This window comes from Legionella sp., assembly GCF_047605385.1.
GTDB lineage: Bacteria > Pseudomonadota > Gammaproteobacteria > Legionellales > Legionellaceae > Legionella.
In genome coordinates, this window is the sequence record NZ_JASGFU010000011.1 from 1 (window position 1) to 17,291 (window position 17,291).

The following is a 17,291-nucleotide window of genomic DNA, read 5'->3' on the forward strand; positions in this document are numbered from 1 at the left end:
GCGCGGTGGAGAGGGGAAGCCCGGTGAGCTCAATTAAATACCTGGGGAGTTACAACTCTTTACGTATTTATATAAAAACAACTCCATCTGATTGAAAAACAAGCAATATCAAGGTAAAATAGATTTTTTCCATGCATAGAGGCTATCTAATGTATAGAATGATAAAGTTTTTTCCTAAGGCCACACCATTAATAATGCCCAAATCGTTAGCACAAACAAAAAGCACACGATTTTTTTTTCCACATAATAACTCCCCAGATCACTTAAACATAGAAATAAAAAATATTGCCAAAAATTGGGAGAAACTCACAGACACAGAAAGGAAAAAATATCTTTTAAGGTTTCAAAAAATAACGCATAAAAATTTCTTTGGCATCAATTTAGATAAATTAACAGATGAGCAACTCAAACGTTTTCGTCTACAGATACATCAAATGCTGCACCCTGATCACTGCACTGTAATTTATGAAGAGGAAGCTCAACGTATTTATGGATTGGCACGAACACTTCTTGAGGAGCAAATCAATAAAAGAACAAACCCTTATTCTAAAGACAATACCAATACTGAAGAAACTCAGAATACTTATGAGGTTCAGTCGAAGTATACTATAAATTTTAAGCAGTTTTTGACTGTACAAATACCTCTTTTATTCGCCATGTATGCATACAAATTTTTTCATGAAAATAGAAAAAACAGTATACGCACAGACATTCCTGCAAATAATCAAGATATTTCTCCAAATAATTCTGTAGATGATCTTGTGTTAGATACTGTAAGGATTAAATGAAACGATTAGGTAACGTCCGAGGAGAATGTCTGGAAATTTGGTAGTGGGGCACCGTGATATTTTAAATAAAAAATGGAAATCACATTGGGTTTAATCAGTCAATTATTCTGCTCCAAATAATCTCAATAGGTATGACGTAACGAAATCTGTTCCAGAATAGAAAAATTATACAAAGGGAGAACCGTAGCCGGTGTTCAATCCCAAAACGTTTGACAAATCAATGTATTAAATAATTAATAAAATGTTAATAATGAAGATATATAATATACATATATTAATTAATTGGATAATTATGAGATTTTTTATAGAAGATAGAGATACATACATAAATAATAAAGAAAAATTTATGAAATCTCCATCTGATCCATACACCTTATTATCACGGGATTTACCAATTATTAGAGAGCATTATTCTAATAAATTTAATATTAGAATAATAATAAATGGAGAAACTGAATTTGGGAAAAAAAGTATTCTTTCTTTAAGAGAAGAAGAAATGCTCATATTTTCTAAATTAGAAGATGATCAATCTAAATATAGCGTTTTTTTGATAGCACAATGGGAGCTGAAAACTAATATGTTAAAAAATGGATATGAATATCCTTTTTCATTCTCAGAAAAATACCCCAAATTTAAAGATTATATTAGTCAAATTTATCTACTTTTATCAAACAATAATTTCCTGGATTGTAATGGATTATTAAGACAATTAAACAATATCGAAAAAATTTCTTTAAATGAATTAATTAGAAACTCTGAATTTAAATTTTTATTTGATGAAAGCATAATATGCTATCAAAAAGAATTTAAAAAAATATTAGAGAATAAGGGGCTATCGCGTGAAAGCATCCCACGAGAAATTGAATTTATTCAAAAAGAGCTAAAAGAGAATGAGATAGTAGGTTATTTTTTCACTAATGGTAATGTATTGGATCAAGACCATTTTGAAGTTTTAATTATTACCTCATCCAAAATTATCAAACCTATTAATTGGGGAAAGCAAGTTAATCAAAGTGGAATAAAGAAAGCATTAGATACAGAGGATATTACAGATCTTTACTTTACTAATACCCAGGATTTTATCCTTAAAGAAGGATGGAAGAGCTTAGAAAAGCAGCCTTTAGCTCAAGCTGGAGTAGATGAATGCGGAACATTAGGCTTGATGTATTTAAAAGAATTATTAAAAAATGATAGCTACCAATTAAACAATTATTGCAAAATATTTGCTTTCTATAATGAAAAGGGAGAAGTAGTTAATTTCTTTCTGCCATCACCTCATGTTTTACGATATTCTCAGTCAAGCTTTTACAATAAAGTGATTGAAGCAATTTTAGCAAATGATGAACAAACTATCTTAACTCATAAAGATAAATCCTATTCTGTTAGAACTCTCTATAGCATTTTACAAAAGTCCATTGTAATTGCTGAAACAAAGAAAGATTCAGTTATGATTAAACAAAATAAACAACTACTGAATGAACTGGAATATTTTTCTGAAAAATGGCTTAAAGAATATAAAAATTCCTCCAAAAAACGTGCAGAAATGGATAATGATGGAACTAATTTTTATCTCTCTTATGCTACTCAGCGGATGAAAAAACATGTGTCATTAGAAGATAATAATGATGGAGATGAAATTGAACTAATTATTTCTTTACCTGAATGTGAAACCACTGAGAGTGAATATAATGATATTGAAGAAAAAGAGTCTCAAGTTTCAAATGAGGGTCTAATGAAATTTTGAGTGTTTAGGGATTTCTGTTCTTAGCTTATTCAAAAATAAGATCCTGGTTTGCTTTTGCCTCAGATCTGTAATTAAACCCAGAGTTCATCTTCGATCCTTTAATAAAGTACGTCTCAACAGTAATTCATAAATGGGCCCATTATGCGTCAATTGCACTACAATGGTTGCTGCAATACAGGTAATCATTACTGGAAAAATTAATGAATAATTTTGCGTCATTTCAACCACCAAAACACCTCCAGTAATAGGTGAGCGAGTAACTGCCGCAAAAAATGCAGCCATACCTGCAACAGCAAACATACCTGAATGTGTTAAACTTTCCAGATGTAAAAAGGTAAGTATTTGGAACAAGGCTAGGCCTAATAAAGTACCTAAAGCTAGCGACGGGGCAAAAATCCCTCCAGGAACCCCCGTGGAATAACACGCCATTGTACCAATAAAACGCAGAATAAATAAAAGCAATAGAATATCCCATCCTACAGATAGATATAAAGACTGATGAATAATTTCCATGCCATCACCGGTGACAACAGGATAATAGATAGCCAATACGCCAATAGTGAATCCCACTAAAAGTACATACACTAACTTTGCACGCGAAGACAATTTATCAATCCAATATAAAGAACTCATAAGTACTTTATTAAATAAAAGCCCAGCAAAACCAATCACTATTCCTAAAACGACAAACAACCATAAAGCACCTAATTCAGGAAGTTGAAATACATCCATTTGAATAGTTGCTTTTCCCCCTATGAGCAAATCTAAAATTACTGTAGCAGTAATACAGCTAATTATTACCATACTAAAATTAGTGAATGAATAGTTAAATTGATTACGCATCTCTTCCATAACAAAAAGCACACCAGCTAAAGGAGCATTGAATGCCACGGCCAAGCCGGCCGCCGCTCCCGAAGCAATCAAACTATCACGTCGACGCCGGGTCATGGAAAAAACACTGCCTAACATTTCTCCCAAATTACCACCGATATGAATAGTCGGCCCCTCTCGTCCTAAAATCATTTTGGCCGACAATACTAAAATACCAAAAAAGAATTTTACTGGCAGTACGCGTCGCCACCGTACCGGCCTAAGATGTAATAAGGCTCCTTCAATTTCCTGAACTCCACTTCCTCCTGCTTCCGGAGCCCAATGTTTCACTGCTAAAAAGCCAGCACCAACCAATAACATGGAAAGCAAACCAGACAATAAACCTGTATGCCAACCTTGACCTGCCGCAAAATGAAAAAAATGAACTAATAAAGAGTCCAAAACATCAATAGATAAACGAAATGCAGAGCCCAAAAGTCCAACAAAAACTCCCAAAACAATAGCGACACCATACAGTATCAACAGTTTTTTATGCATGCCTCACCATATCCATTAAATTGGTAATAATCTTTAATCCCGCTTGATTCACCAAAGATAAAATAGTCTCTGGATGAAATTGCACCGCGTAAATAGGTAAATCACGATGAGCAATAGCCATAACTACCCCATCATCACTCACTGCAGTCACTACTAATTCTTCAGGCATAGCGTTATGACGTGCATATAAAGAATGATAACGTCCCGCATTGAAACTATCTCCTAGACCTGTAAATAAGCCAGATTTATTCAATACCTGAATTGTCGACAGTTTACCATGCATGGGATAAGTTAAAACATCCAACTTACCGCCAAAATGCTCCACTAAACCTTGCAAACCTAAACAAACTCCAAATAAAGGAATACCGCGTGCAACTACCGCTTCAATTGTTTGTGACAAGTTGAAATCACCAGGTTTTCCCGGTCCTGGAGATAAAACAACTAGATCATAATCATGGGCTTGTAAATAATATAAAGCCTTATCAAAACGAACCGTGCTCACCTCAGCTCCAGTTTGACGTAGATAATTTGCTAAGGTATGGACAAATGAGTCTTGATGGTCAATCAATAATACTTGCTGCCCTTTTCCTGTGTGAGGTAAAGAGGCGGTGATATTTTTCAAACTACACTCTTCATTTTGTAACATATCTAAAAAAGCAGAAGCCTTTAAACGTGTTTCTTGCTCTTCAGATTCCGGTACAGAATCATAAAGCAAGGTAGCTCCCACACGTACCTCAGCAATACCTTGCTTAATGCGTACAGTTCTTAACACCAACCCGGTATTTAAATGCCCATTAAACCCAAACCAACCCACTGCTCCTGCATACCATTTACGCGGAGATTTTTCATGCTGCTCAATAAAATTCATCGCCCAAATTTTCGGCGCACCAGTTACGGTAACAACCCACATATGGGTTAAAAAAGCATCAACAGCATCAAAGCCTTTTCTTAATATGCCTTCAACATGATCCACCGTATGAATCACCCGTGAATACATTTCAATCTGGCGACGACCAATTACACTAACGCTTCCTGCTTCACAAATTCGGGATTTATCATTGCGATCCACATCAGTACACATGGTTAATTCAGATTCTTCTTTTTTCGAATCAAGTAAAACTTGAATATTTTGCGCATCTTCAATTGCATCAGCACCGCGACGGATGGTACCTGAAATCGGGCATGTTTCTACACGATTTCCCTGTACACGCACATACATTTCAGGTGAGGCTCCCACTAAATATTCTTCTTCTCCTAAATTAATTAAAAAACCATAAGGAGATGGATTTAAGCGTCGCATTTTGCGAAACAATACGGATGGCTGGTCTTCAAAATGTGTAAAAAAGGTTTGGCTAGGAACCACTTCAAATAGATCCCCACAAGCAAAACGCTCTTTAGCCTGACGCACTACTTGAGCATATTCTCCAGGAGTATGATCACTAGCCTGTTCTGGCTTATACAAAGCCCGATAAGAAAGAGCCTTACCTTCTCTAGGCAAACCTTGTGTGCTTTGCTTATCCAATGCAAATTCATAACGACGCACAAAGGCCTCTTCTTTACGATGATTTACGATAAAAATTTCATCAGGCAAATAAACAACCATATCACGCTGAGCTTGCTCGCGAGGATTATGACGCTCTAATTCTTCAAACTGAAAAATTAGATCAAAACCAAACGATCCATATAAACCTAAATAAGATTCTTCATTTGTTTTAAACAAAGCAAGTATCAACCTAATTATCGTAAATACTGAAGTTTGTTGACTGCGTTCCTCTTCACTAAAAACATGCTCTGATTTTTTAATTTTAATACATATCTGCTCTTGATTTTGTGATAGGATTTCCAGTGTATTTTGCATTGTTAAAAGAGGAATAATAAACGATAAAAGTACCTGACCACGTACATTTAAGGCATCCATCTCAATTAAACCATGTCGGCAAGTCAGTACCAAAGGAGGATTATAAAAACCAATATCCCAACATGTATAACGCCCGGAGTATTCAAAGCTAGAAGCAAATAACGCTCCTCGTTGTGAATCTAAATGTTCAATTAGGTGCTCAATGCCTTGCTGATAATCTAACGCCTGTTGAGTTACCTCAACTAAAATTCCTCCCTCTGTTTTAACGTGTTGTAACATAATATAGTACTCGACTAAATGATTAGAGATTAATCATCATTCTACATAATATTGCTTTAACTGTGAAACGAGATAAACTCTTTGTATCTTTTCTCATCCTGGATATAATAAATTGCTTAGGTTTTGGAGACGCATATTATGACCATCTCCCTCAAAGATTTGGAAAAAATCGCACAGCTTGCTTATTTAGATACGAATATTGATCACCGCCCGCGATTAATGCAAGAAATCAATGAAATTATGGATTTTGTGGACCAGTTACGTGCAGTAGATACCACCGATATTGCCCCATTATTTCATCCCCTTGCCTTGCAGCAGCGCCTAAGGCCAGACGTTATTACCGAAGAGGACTGCCGAACACAATTAGAAGCCTTGGCTCCGCTGTTTGAAAAAGATCTTTATCTCCTGCCACAAGTCATCGATGAGACACAATAACTATGGAACAAATGTCTTTAAAAGAATTATCTCAGGCCTTACGACAAGGCCAATTTTCCAGTGTAGAATTAACTCAATACTATTTAGCACAAATTAATAAGCATCAGGATTTAAATGCCTTTATTAGTCTGGATGAAGAGCAAGCCTTGCAGGAAGCGCAAAAAGCTGACAAGGACATAAATCAAGGTAAGAGTAAAAGCTTAACCGGCATTCCGATGGCCCTAAAAGATATTTTTTGTACCCACACTATGAATACAACCTGTGGCTCAAAAATGCTCGCACACTTTAAAGCGCCCTATGAAGCCACCCTATTTAGCAAATTAAAAGAAAATGGTGCCATTTTATTAGGCAAAACCAATATGGATGAATTTGCTATGGGATCAAGTAATGAAAACAGTTATTTTGGTTCAGTTAAAAATCCTTGGGATAAAGAACGTGTTCCTGGAGGGTCCTCTGGAGGTTCCGCAGCAGCAGTTGCCGCAGGGCTGATTCCTTTTGCTATCGGTTCAGATACAGGAGGCTCCATTCGCCAACCTGCAGCCTTTTGTGGTATCAGCGGCATCAAACCGACTTATGGTTTGGTTTCTCGTTATGGCATGGTCGCTTATGCCTCCAGTCTGGATCAGGCTGGTCCCATGGCACAAAGTGCTGAAGATTTGGCAATTATCTTGCAGACTATGACAGGATTTGATCCTAAAGACTCAACATCTGTGAAAAGCCCGCTTCCTGATTATATGCAACAATTAAATAAGCCTTTAGACAAAATACGCATTGGCCTACCTTCTTGTTTTTTTCAACCAGAGGTAGAGCAAAGCATTCAACAAACCATACTTACTGCTGTGAGTATTTTCAAAAGCTTAGGTGCTGTCATTGTTCCTTTGGAATTAAAATTACAACCTTTATGGGTCCCCTGTTATTACGTAGTCGCCTGTGCAGAAGCCTCCTCCAATCTTTCTCGCTATGATGGCCTACGCTTTGGTCATCGCAGTGCCAAGGCAGCTAACTTGATGGAGCTCATTCGCAATTCGCGTACTGAAGGATTTGGTATTGAAGTAAAGCGTCGCATTCTCACGGGAACCCATGTTTTATCTTCCGGCTATTTTGATGCCTATTACCTCCAAGCACAAAAGATTCGCCGCTTAATCCAGGAAGAATTGCTGGTAACACTTAACTGTGTTGATCTCATCTTGGGTCCTACCACACCCACTACAGCATTTAAGCTTGGAGAAAAAATTGCCGACCCCATCCAAAACTATTTAGCTGATGTATTTACAGTGGCCGCCAATCTTGCTGGATTGCCAGCAATTTCCATACCCGTGGGTTTTGCTGATGGCTTACCAATAGGAATGCAATTAATGGGCAAACATTTCAGTGAACAAAGTTTACTAAACGCAGCGCACCAATACCAACAACATACCGACTGGCACCAAGCCAGACCAAAGCAATAGAGGTGGACTATGGAATGGGATACAGTAATTGGTCTTGAAGTTCATGCTCAATTAAAAACAAAATCCAAACTTTTTTCCGGTGCCTCAACTGCCTTTGGTTCTGCACCAAACTCACAAACTTGTTTTATTGATGCAGGTTTTCCTGGTGTTCTTCCTGTATTAAATCAAGAGGCCGTCACTATGGCAATTCAGTTTGGTTTGGCTATTGACGCACAGATTAATAATCACAGTGTTTTTGAGCGTAAAAATTATTTTTATCCTGATTTACCGAAAGGTTATCAAATTAGCCAATTTCAAAAACCAATTGTTTCTAATGGCCAATTGACTATTCGCTTAGTTGACGGCGGTAACAAAGAAATTGCAATTGCCCGTGCTCATTTAGAAGAAGATGCGGGCAAATCCTTACATGGTGTGCTTCCAGGTTTTAGCGGTATCGATTTAAACCGCGCAGGAACTCCGTTATTAGAAATAGTTACTGCCCCATGCATGTACTGTGCTGAAGAAGCGGTTATTTATTTAAAAACTTTACACCAATTAGTACAATTCTTAGGAGTTTGCGATGGGAACATGCAAGAAGGATCATTTCGTTGCGATGTAAATATCTCAATAAAACCTAAAGGCTCTTTGGTATTGGGAACCCGCACTGAACTCAAAAACTTAAATTCATTTCGTTTTATTGAAAAAGCGATTATATATGAACAAGCAAGACATCAGGATCTGCTGGAAAGTGGGCAAAAAATTATTCAAGAAACTCGTCTATATAATCCAGACACGAACAGCACTCACCCCATGCGCGAGAAAGAAAATGAAAACGATTACCGTTATTTTCCAGATCCTGACTTGCTGCCCATTGCCATCACTACAGAACATATCGAGATAATTAAGAATAATTTAACCGAATTACCTCAGACAATTTATAAACACTTGCAGGTAACGCCGAATCTAAAAGAGGAAGATATTAATTTTCTGCTTTCTGCCCCGGCAATCTATCATTTTTATAAAGCAATAAAAACGTTAACTTCCGCATCCGAAAAAATGATTGTAAATTGGTTAAAAGGCCAATACGCTGCTGCAGTCAATGAAGCACAATTAAGCTTTGAGTCTCTACGCGTGTCTGCGCCACTAATGGCTGATTTACTCACAAGAATCCATGAAAATAAAATATCATTAACCAATGCACGTACGATTTTTACATTCTTATGGGCTGGTGAAGAAGATATTGATGCCATTATTGTGCGTGAAGGCTTGCAAAAAATGGATAATACTGTTGCATTAGAGGAAATGATTCAGGAACTGATCACCAAATATCCTGCACAAACTGCTGATTATCGCGCAGGTAAAGAAAAATTACTGGCTTTTTTTGTGGGGCAAATAATGAAACAAACTAGAGGGCAAGCAGATCCTGAAATAGTGAGTCAATTATTGAAAAAGTACCTGGCTCAATCTTAAGCTCATTGTAACTTACATGGCTACGAAGAAGAGTTGGTCGATAAGCCGGGTTCTGTCAAGGACAATCATTCATCTGGGACATACGTCACCGTATGCCTCAAGCAACCTACCCGAATCCCGTGCGGGCCACACATTGTGGCTTTGCAGCCACATGGATTCCTATTTGGTCTTGCTCCGAGTGGGGTTTTCCCTGCCACAACTGTTACCAGTCGCGCGGTGCGCTCTTACCGCACCATTTCACCCTTACCTCAAAGAGGCGGTATATTTTCTGTGGCACTTTCCGTAGGTTCACACCTCCCAGGCGTTACCTGGCACTCTGCCCTTTGGAGCCCGGACTTTCCTCCCCTTGCACAAAGCAAAGAGCGATTGTCTAACCAACTCTGTTATCGATAATAACAGAGTGCCCAGCTAAAGACCACAACAACTAGAGATTAAAACGCAAAAAAATATCTGTAACACATCAAATTAGAAATCGCGAGTGCCAATAAACTCGTCATCAAAATAGCGCTTTAACTTAGTGCGTAGCGTTCCGCGACTTACACCAAGTACGCGAGCAGCTTTAGATTGATTATAGCGAGTTAATTCCATAACAGTACGGAATAAAGGTGCTTCAACTTCTTCAACGATTAATTGATATAAGTTCAAATTAGCATCTTTATTATTAACACTGGTTAAGTATCCTTTAACAGCATGAATTACTTGATGCGAAAGCGCTTCTTTGCTTTGCACAGCAACATCTGTACTCATAATTATAAAGCCTCCTAGTACATATTAGAATAAATTAAATTATGCTCAGCACAAACACATACCAAACATCATGGTCTATATAGTATCAAACATCTCAAAGAGTGTAAACATTGTTTTAATGATACTCATTTATTAAGAAAATATTAAGAAGGAAAAATTCTATCATTGATTAAGGCAAATCCCAAGGTTATTTATGTATTTATTTAAGTTTTTTATGCTCATTCAGTTATTTTCTTGTACTAAGTTCCTCTTCTTAAAGAAAAAATTTGCTTATAAAAAATCACTTCATTTTTTCTCTAACTCCCCGTCATACAGAGTGTAGCAAGAGATGGCGGGGGAGTTATTTTTTAATGGGTACTTAAGCATTCAATCGCAGAAAATCATGAAACCATGTTGTTTCAAGAAAATGGAAAGTCATTGACAAAGTGGTCTGAAAATGTGGAAAAAAACCTTTTTAGTACAAAACCACTTTGTACGGGACAAAAAACTGCAAATGGAAGGAGATTAAAAGAATAACTCGTTGATATAAAAAGAATTTCATATACTCTTTTTGTCTAGAAAAGGTGTTTATATGAGCTATATCAAAGAAAACCAATAATAATGGCTATAATATAAACAATTCTCTTTAAAAGATAAATATTATAGTAATTGAAACTGCTGATGATGCAAAACATGCAAATGTGGTTTCCAATTGAAAAGACCTATCCCATACTTAATATCAAGGACAATTTACCAAAGAAGCACAAGAGCATTTAATCCCTCAACTGCTTGAAAATAAGCCTGGCACACCTTCTGAGAATGCAAGATATGAGCATACTGGCAGAAAACTGGATCCCGTTACCGATATAGAAGCTTTTAGATTGTTATTGCAGTCTCTAATTTAATACGCAAGTCCATTAATCAACAGTAAAACTTTCTCCACACCCGCACTGCCCGGTTTGATTAGGGTTATTAAAGACAAAACGAGAATTTAAGCCTTGTTTTATATAATCAACATTCATATTCTTCAAAAAGGGATAACTTCCTTTATCAATACAAACAACGTAACTCTCATGCAAAGGCTTCATCAAATCATCTTCTGCAGGTGATACAACATAATCAACAACATAAGAAAAACCAGAACATCCTGTTTTATTAACTGACAAACGGACTCCAGCATATTGCGCATTTTGTTGTAAATAAGATACTAAATGCTTAATTGCAGATTCAGTAAAGCTAATTTCAGGGACTGTTTCATTGAATGCTTTCTGCATTACTACGCTCATAATTTATACCTCTATAAATGTTGCCCCTCCTGGGCCAACCGGTTTTTCATTAAGTTTAAAACCTCTTTTAAAACGCCAACAATCCTTACTGCTAAAGAGTATTGTGATACAGGAATATCTAACTCTTTTACCAATACCTGGTATTCTACAGAAGTTATTTGCCCCACAGATTGGCCTTCTAATTGACGACAAATCCATTCTAAGCCCGCGATCAAATAAGGATTACCATTGGTTTTAAAACATATCTTTTTGATTATTCTATCTTCACCACACTGCATATACAACTCGATATGCCCCTGACCTTTTTGACTATTCTTAAAAAACACAGTCAATTCATGGTTTGGGTCAATCACACCGACATGTTTTGGAGCAAAAAAACAATCGTATACTGTATTATTATACATCATAATGGTGCTATTTCGTGTAAACGAATCACTTGAATACAGATTACGTTAATCGCATGCTCAATGTCCTCTGATTGAGTAAAACGCCCTATGGACAAGCGTATTGAACTTTGTGCCAATTCATCGCTCAAACCAATGGCACGTAAAACATAAGAAGGTTGAATGCTGGCCGAACTACAGGCTGACATGGTAGAAATCGCTAAATCACTCAATGCCAACAATAAAGAGTCACCATCTAAACCTTTAAAACTAATATTTAGATTTCCAGCAATACGCTGCTGCTCATGACCATTCAGCTGAATTCCGGGTAAGTGCTTAATCCCATTCCATAACCGTTGGCGATAACCTAAGATACGTATTTGTTCTTCTTCGCGAATGCTTTCAGTTAAAGCAAAAGCTTCTCCCATGCCAACAATTTGATGTGTAGCTAAAGTCCCCGAACGTAAACCATTTTCATGCCCTCCTCCAAAGGATTGCGGTTGTAAACGAACTCTTGGCCTATGACGTACATACAAAGCCCCTATACCTTTAGGACCATAATTTTTATGTGCTGAAAAGGACATTAAATCAACACAAATTTGACTTAAATCCACTGGAAGACGACCTATGCTTTGTGCCGCATCCACATGAAAAATAATGCCTTGATTACGTAATAACTCACCGATGGCAGCGATGTTCTGAATCACACCAATTTCATTATTAACGTGCATCACAGATACTAAAATAGTATCTGTGCGTAAAGCTTGCTCTAATTTTTGCAAATTTAGCAGGCCATCAGGTTCAGGATCAATATAAGTGACTGTAAAACCTTCTTTTTCCAAGTGGCTAAAGCTATCTAAAACTGCCTTATGCTCGGTGCTCATAGTGATTAAATGCTTGCCTTTATTTTGGTAAAAATGAGCAGCGCCAATAATAGCAAGATTATTTGCTTCCGTAGCACCGGAAGTAAAAATAATATCTTGTGGGCAAGCATGAACAGTATCAGCAATCTGTGTACGCGCTTTATCCACAGCCAAAGCTGCAACACGGCCAAAATCATGGGTTACTGAAGCTGGATTGCCAAAATCGCCATCAGGACCTAAATAATGAACCATATGTGTAATAACACGCGGGTCAACCGGCGTGGTAGCCATATAATCAAAATAAATAGGTGTTTTAATTATGTTACTCACTCCCCACCTCGTTTACTAGCCCATTTTAATGATTTTTGTACCTGGCTTAACATTCCTCGCAAAATACTAACTTCCATTTTCTCCAAATTCACACGATTAAATAAACGGCGCACCCGTTGCATGAGCCGCCGCGGATTGGCCTCTCTTAAAAATTTAATTTCAATAAATACTTCTCTTAAATGCTCATAAAATTGCTCAATTTCATCCGCTGTAGCGTATTCATCAGTACGCAAGGCAACTTCGGCTTTGGGTGCTAATAATTTCATGCGCAGCTCATAAGCAACAATTTGTACTGCCTGCGAAAGATTTAAAGAACTGTACTCAGGGTTACTTGGAATATGAATGTGATAATGACATTTTAGCAGTTCTTCGTTAGTTAATCCTGCATGCTCACGCCCAAAAACAATGGCAATTTGCGTTGAATCTCTTTGCTTATTGACTAAATCAGCACATGCAGCAGGTGTTAACCCAGGTAAAGATAAGCCTCTTGGTCGTGCACTAGTTCCTAATATTAATTGACAACCAGCCAAAGCTTCTTCCAAAGTTGCAGTGATCATCGCCGATGCTAAAAGATCATCAGCTCCAGCTGCCATTTCCTTAGCTTTAAGATCAGGAAATGATTTAGGTGTCACTAAATACAGGGACTGCAATCCCATGGTTTTCATAGCACGAGCAGTAGAACCAATATTACCAGGATGTGAAGTTGCCACCAAAATGATGCGAATTGAACTTAAATTCATAAAAAAGACTTAACTTAATACAAACAATCTTTATATAATAGCATTTAACTGGTTCTTCACTCAAAATCCTTTTTAGAACAGCATTAAAATAAAACTAAAGTTTTCAATGAAAATGCTTACCTTTGCATAAAAAAAGTATGATAGAATTGCCGGTTTTGTAATTTTAACGAGAAACTCCATGGAACCACTTTTAAATATTGCAGTGAATGCGGCTCGCCAAGCCGGGGACATCATTATTCGTCACATGGAACAAGTAGATCATTTAAAAGTCACTGCTAAAAGTAGCACTGAATTTTTCAGCGAAGTAGACATCAAGGCCGAACAAGCAATTATTAACACCATCCATAAAGCCTATCCTGAACATGGAATTCTTGCTGAAGAAAGCGGACTTCAAGAGGGTGATGGAGACTCAATATGGATTATTGATCCCCTGGATGGAACTTCAAACTATTTACATGGCTTTCCTTTTTTTTCAGTATCTATTGCTTTAAAAATCAAAGGTCGTATTGAGCATGGTGTGATTTATGACCCATTACGTCATGAATGTTTTGCTGCAAGCCGTGGACGAGGGGCTCGCTTAAATGATCGTAGAATCCGTGTTTCCAAACAAACTCAATTAAGCACTTCATTATTAGGAACCGGATTCCCCTCTCGCGATGCGAGCATTGGTCGACGGTATTTACCTACATTTGAAGCTTTATTTGGCAAATGTGCCGGAGTACGCAGAACAGGCTCAGCAGCATTAGATCTAGCCTATGTAGCCAGTGGTCGTTTAGACGGTTTCTGGGAGTTAGGCTTGCGCCCTTGGGATATTGCTGCGGGTTCGTTAATTATTCGTGAAGCAGGTGGTTTAATCAGTGATATCTATGGTGGTGATGATTTTTTAAAGCATGGCGATGTAGTTGCCGGAACACCTAAAGTATTTAAGTCATTATTACAAACATTATCTCCAACATTGAAATCTACAATTTAATGACATTACTGGTAATAGCTCACGGAGTATATATATCTTATGCTTTAAAATTTAAGCTATGACACGTGAGTTATTAACGCGCATATGCAATGCGCACTGAAAAACGTATTAGCAAAAAGTCATCGCATTTGGTAGAGTGTGCAGCTGATGCTGAAATGTTTCACAACACAACCAATGTGCTGAATGCATCACAAGGAACGTCATCTTCATACATCAAGATGACAAAGTTAACATAAGACGTAAAGGTATACTCAATGAAGCGTTTCAAAGCCCCAATACTGAGCTCATTATTCCTCATCTTTTCAACTTCGCTTCCCGCAACTTCATGGACTGGCTTAATTGGCGTAGACTATCAACCCAATCATTATCCTTCAGGAAATACATTAAATAATCACGATGTATTTTATGTGGGAATGAATCAAAAAACTCCAATAACAAACATCTATGCCGAATTATCGCAATTAAAAGCAGCAGGATTTAATACAGTTCGCTCCTATCAAACGACTGACTATTCTTGGGTAGATCTGATCAATCAAGCCAATGCTTTAAGTATGCATGTAATTTATGAGGCAGTAATTCCTCAAACTGGTTCCACTGCAGACATCAATGCCGCAACAAATCTATTAACAACAGTGATTCATACTGTAGGAGCAGCCAAATTTAACAATACTGTCACACTAATCTTGGCAGGTCATGAAAATTATTGTGATACCTGCGGACCAGGAGGCAACAGTAATATTACTTATTTGACACAAGCCGTAAGTGCTTTACAAAGTATAACACCTAGTATCCCAGTCAACTCTGCTCTAGTCAGTGGTGATTTAATTGCCCCACCTTCCGGTGACATTAGCACTTTAGTAAATAGTTATAACCCTTCAGCACCATTAGGATTTGACCCTTATCCTTTTCAATGGGGAGTTCCTGTAGCTCAAGCAGTACAAACCGTGAGTAGCTCTTCAGTGATAAATTCGATTGGCTGGGACTATTATCAAGTCGAACAACAAAGTTTTTATGCCCCACCACGGAGTATTTTAATGGCTGAATCCGGTTGGGCTTCTGCAGGAACCACAAACCCAGGATATGCCTGTGGTACTCACTGCATGCCAAGTATTGCTAATGAAGCTACTTATTTAACTGCGCTTTATCAATTCGTGAACACACCAAGCAATAATAGTGGAGTCTTAGTTTTTGAAGCCTATGATGAACCCGCTAAGATGCCAGGCGGCACCAGTATGGAAGATTATTATGGTATGTTTGACTACAACTGCAATTTGAAAGGACCTAATAATGTCAATTTATTGCCAAACACAAGTTATTCACCAGGAAATAATCTCGGTTGCCAAGGCTTTTCAGGTGGTGCATTACTCACCATTGTTGGATTTGGTACACTTTATACATTAATTATCACGCAAACTAATCCCATCACCCGGAAAATTGCAAATGTTACCATCAGTAGCAAAGGCACCGCCGATCCTTTAGCGGATGCGCCTTGGCCTCAATATTTAATCTTTCCTGGAGCGAAGATCACAATTAGAGGGAATCCTTCTTGCACCAGTACAGTGAAATCAATTAATGCTCAGCAGCAAATCACTTTTTCTGGAACATGTAATTGCCCTAATGATAATGCGAACAATTGTTACTATTAATAAAGGATTAAGTATGAAACATCTTTGTTGGCTCATTTCCAGTATGAGTCTCTTTTCTTTCTGCTCATCATTAAACGCCGGCGCAATGGGCACAGTAGAACCCACATTGAAAACAGGTTTTTTTCTTGGTGCTGGCGGAAGTTACAATAGCATACGTTATAATGCAACAGGTGAAGGAATACTTAATGTGATTGATGGTCCTCCACCTTTAGGTATATTTTCTGCTCAAACAGGCTCTTATGCTATTTCCAAACCAGCTTTTTCACCAGAAGTGCAAACAGGTTATTTCCAGCGACTTAACCAAAGTAATTGGCTATTAGGGATTGAATTTTTATACCAATATTCGCGGATAAAAAAAACTTCTTACAATCGTGGCACACGTCTTAACTTAATTAATGCAGCAGCCAATACTTCTGACGTACTCCAAAGCAATGGACTGCAACTCAAAGTTAATGATGAGTTAATACTACCCGTATTTATTGGACGTTTTTTTAAACAAAGTTTCCTTTATTTAGGAGGTGGTCCTTCTGTATTTAAGACCAGATACAAAGCATATTCTAGTTCTGATACATTATCAGCATATTATATAGGTGATCTTGATGGCTTTTCACGCTCTCGATGGCTATGGGGTGGCGCAGTGCAAACGGGTTATGCATATTATCTTTCCTCAAGCTGGTTTATTAAAATAAATTATACTTATTCGGTAACAGGGCAAAATACAATAGATAAAACGAGAGGTTTTTCTTCTGAGCTAAATAATGGATTAAATGATGGGTCCATAGCAATGAGAACATCTTATCGAATAATTGCACATGAAGGCGCAATATCATTGAATAAAGTGTTTATGGAATAAGGAGCAAATACTGCAAAAATCGATGAAAATATAAGCTTAACATCATGTTACTTGTTACTACGAATCGTTTCCATGTTGATCAAAATGGCTCGAATCACTTCGGGGACGCAAGCGGGCACGCA

General features: G+C 37.4%; 15 protein-coding genes and 1 other RNA gene. 8 read left to right on the forward strand and 8 right to left on the reverse strand.

Translation table 11 applies throughout. The annotated features are described in order from the left end of the window. Positions 1-149: 149 nt before the first annotated feature. Positions 150-788: a hypothetical protein gene (locus QM652_RS04080; RefSeq protein ID WP_415073120.1), complete on the forward strand. Its 639-nt coding sequence runs from the start codon at positions 150-152 to the stop codon at positions 786-788. A gap of 292 nt (positions 789-1,080) precedes the next feature. After that, positions 1,081-2,532: a hypothetical protein gene (locus tag QM652_RS04085; RefSeq protein ID WP_415073121.1), complete on the forward strand. Its 1,452-nt coding sequence runs from the start codon at positions 1,081-1,083 to the stop codon at positions 2,530-2,532. A gap of 84 nt (positions 2,533-2,616) precedes the next feature. On the opposite strand, the gene clcA is transcribed toward QM652_RS04085, so the two are convergent. After that, positions 2,617-3,900, reverse strand: coding sequence for a H(+)/Cl(-) exchange transporter ClcA (clcA, locus tag QM652_RS04090; protein ID WP_415073123.1), 1,284 nt, complete (start codon positions 3,898-3,900; stop codon positions 2,617-2,619). Then, the gene (locus tag QM652_RS04095; RefSeq protein ID WP_415073125.1) at positions 3,893-6,037 is read right to left on the reverse strand and encodes an anthranilate synthase component I; all 2,145 of its coding nucleotides are present in this window, start codon (positions 6,035-6,037) and stop codon (positions 3,893-3,895) included. Before QM652_RS04095 ends, clcA begins: the two co-directional genes overlap by 8 nt. A gap of 138 nt (positions 6,038-6,175) precedes the next feature. Between QM652_RS04095 and gatC the strand changes: the two genes are divergently transcribed. Genes gatC through gatB form a run of 3 tightly spaced genes read left to right on the forward strand, consistent with a single transcriptional unit; the run spans position 6,176 to position 9,369 of the window. Then, positions 6,176-6,472, forward strand: coding sequence for an Asp-tRNA(Asn)/Glu-tRNA(Gln) amidotransferase subunit GatC (gatC, locus tag QM652_RS04100; RefSeq protein WP_415073127.1), 297 nt, complete (start codon positions 6,176-6,178; stop codon positions 6,470-6,472). 2 nt (positions 6,473-6,474) lie between these two features. Continuing rightward, positions 6,475-7,920, forward strand: a complete 1,446-nt coding sequence (gene gatA / locus QM652_RS04105) for an Asp-tRNA(Asn)/Glu-tRNA(Gln) amidotransferase subunit GatA (protein ID WP_415073129.1) — start codon at positions 6,475-6,477, stop codon at positions 7,918-7,920. Between the two features lie 9 nt (positions 7,921-7,929). Further along, positions 7,930-9,369 (forward strand): Asp-tRNA(Asn)/Glu-tRNA(Gln) amidotransferase subunit GatB, encoded by a 1,440-nt coding sequence (gene gatB, locus QM652_RS04110; RefSeq protein ID WP_415073131.1) that lies wholly within the window; start codon positions 7,930-7,932, stop codon positions 9,367-9,369. Positions 9,370-9,394: 25 nt separating this feature from the next. Here gatB and rnpB read toward each other — a convergent pair. The 6 genes from rnpB to trmJ form a co-directional block, all read right to left on the reverse strand. Then, positions 9,395-9,751: RNase P RNA component class A (gene rnpB / locus QM652_RS04115), an RNA gene on the reverse strand. A gap of 83 nt (positions 9,752-9,834) precedes the next feature. Continuing rightward, a complete protein-coding gene (locus QM652_RS04120) occupies positions 9,835-10,116 on the reverse strand; it encodes a helix-turn-helix domain-containing protein (protein ID WP_415073133.1) in 282 nt (93 codons plus the stop codon). An 896-nt stretch (positions 10,117-11,012) separates the two neighbouring features. Then, a complete protein-coding gene (locus QM652_RS04125) occupies positions 11,013-11,381 on the reverse strand; it encodes a HesB/IscA family protein (RefSeq protein WP_415073135.1) in 369 nt (122 codons plus the stop codon). Between the two features lie 11 nt (positions 11,382-11,392). Next, the gene (locus QM652_RS04130) at positions 11,393-11,788 is read right to left on the reverse strand and encodes an iron-sulfur cluster assembly scaffold protein (protein ID WP_415073137.1); all 396 of its coding nucleotides are present in this window, start codon (positions 11,786-11,788) and stop codon (positions 11,393-11,395) included. Continuing rightward, positions 11,785-12,945, reverse strand: coding sequence for an IscS subfamily cysteine desulfurase (locus tag QM652_RS04135; RefSeq protein ID WP_415073205.1), 1,161 nt, complete (start codon positions 12,943-12,945; stop codon positions 11,785-11,787). The genes QM652_RS04130 and QM652_RS04135 overlap by 4 nt, the downstream gene beginning before the upstream one ends. 8 nt (positions 12,946-12,953) lie before the next feature. Beyond that, a complete protein-coding gene (trmJ, locus tag QM652_RS04140; RefSeq protein WP_415073139.1) occupies positions 12,954-13,697 on the reverse strand; it encodes a tRNA (cytosine(32)/uridine(32)-2'-O)-methyltransferase TrmJ in 744 nt (247 codons plus the stop codon). Between the two features lie 178 nt (positions 13,698-13,875). Here trmJ and QM652_RS04145 point away from each other — a divergent pair, with 178 nt between their 5' ends. The 3 genes from QM652_RS04145 to QM652_RS04155 all read left to right on the forward strand — a co-directional run bounded on the left by QM652_RS04145 (position 13,876) and on the right by QM652_RS04155 (position 17,169). Continuing rightward, the gene (locus QM652_RS04145) at positions 13,876-14,670 is read left to right on the forward strand and encodes an inositol monophosphatase family protein (protein WP_415073141.1); all 795 of its coding nucleotides are present in this window, start codon (positions 13,876-13,878) and stop codon (positions 14,668-14,670) included. A gap of 254 nt (positions 14,671-14,924) precedes the next feature. Then, positions 14,925-16,316 (forward strand): hypothetical protein, encoded by a 1,392-nt coding sequence (locus tag QM652_RS04150; protein ID WP_415073143.1) that lies wholly within the window; start codon positions 14,925-14,927, stop codon positions 16,314-16,316. 13 nt (positions 16,317-16,329) lie between these two features. Further along, complete coding sequence (locus tag QM652_RS04155; RefSeq protein WP_415073145.1) at positions 16,330-17,169, forward strand: outer membrane protein; 840 nt, start codon at positions 16,330-16,332, stop codon at positions 17,167-17,169. Positions 17,170-17,291: the final 122 nt, after the last annotated feature.

What these genes read in the sequence shown, in the direction of transcription:
- clcA (WP_415073123.1), bottom strand. Translation starts at nt 3,900, where the DNA reads ATGCATAAAAAACTGTTGATACTGTATGGTGTCGCTATTGTTTTGGGA.
- QM652_RS04080 (WP_415073120.1), top strand. Translation starts at nt 150, where the DNA reads ATGTATAGAATGATAAAGTTTTTTCCTAAGGCCACACCATTAATAATG.
- QM652_RS04155 (WP_415073145.1), top strand. Translation starts at nt 16,330, where the DNA reads ATGAAACATCTTTGTTGGCTCATTTCCAGTATGAGTCTCTTTTCTTTC.
- QM652_RS04125 (WP_415073135.1), bottom strand. Translation starts at nt 11,381, where the DNA reads ATGAGCGTAGTAATGCAGAAAGCATTCAATGAAACAGTCCCTGAAATT.
- QM652_RS04085 (WP_415073121.1), top strand. Translation starts at nt 1,081, where the DNA reads ATGAGATTTTTTATAGAAGATAGAGATACATACATAAATAATAAAGAA.
- gatC (WP_415073127.1), top strand. Translation starts at nt 6,176, where the DNA reads ATGACCATCTCCCTCAAAGATTTGGAAAAAATCGCACAGCTTGCTTAT.
- gatA (WP_415073129.1), top strand. Translation starts at nt 6,475, where the DNA reads ATGGAACAAATGTCTTTAAAAGAATTATCTCAGGCCTTACGACAAGGC.
- gatB (WP_415073131.1), top strand. Translation starts at nt 7,930, where the DNA reads ATGGAATGGGATACAGTAATTGGTCTTGAAGTTCATGCTCAATTAAAA.
- QM652_RS04150 (WP_415073143.1), top strand. Translation starts at nt 14,925, where the DNA reads ATGAAGCGTTTCAAAGCCCCAATACTGAGCTCATTATTCCTCATCTTT.
- QM652_RS04130 (WP_415073137.1), bottom strand. Translation starts at nt 11,788, where the DNA reads ATGATGTATAATAATACAGTATACGATTGTTTTTTTGCTCCAAAACAT.
- QM652_RS04095 (WP_415073125.1), bottom strand. Translation starts at nt 6,037, where the DNA reads ATGTTACAACACGTTAAAACAGAGGGAGGAATTTTAGTTGAGGTAACT.
- trmJ (WP_415073139.1), bottom strand. Translation starts at nt 13,697, where the DNA reads ATGAATTTAAGTTCAATTCGCATCATTTTGGTGGCAACTTCACATCCT.
- QM652_RS04120 (WP_415073133.1), bottom strand. Translation starts at nt 10,116, where the DNA reads ATGAGTACAGATGTTGCTGTGCAAAGCAAAGAAGCGCTTTCGCATCAA.
- QM652_RS04145 (WP_415073141.1), top strand. Translation starts at nt 13,876, where the DNA reads ATGGAACCACTTTTAAATATTGCAGTGAATGCGGCTCGCCAAGCCGGG.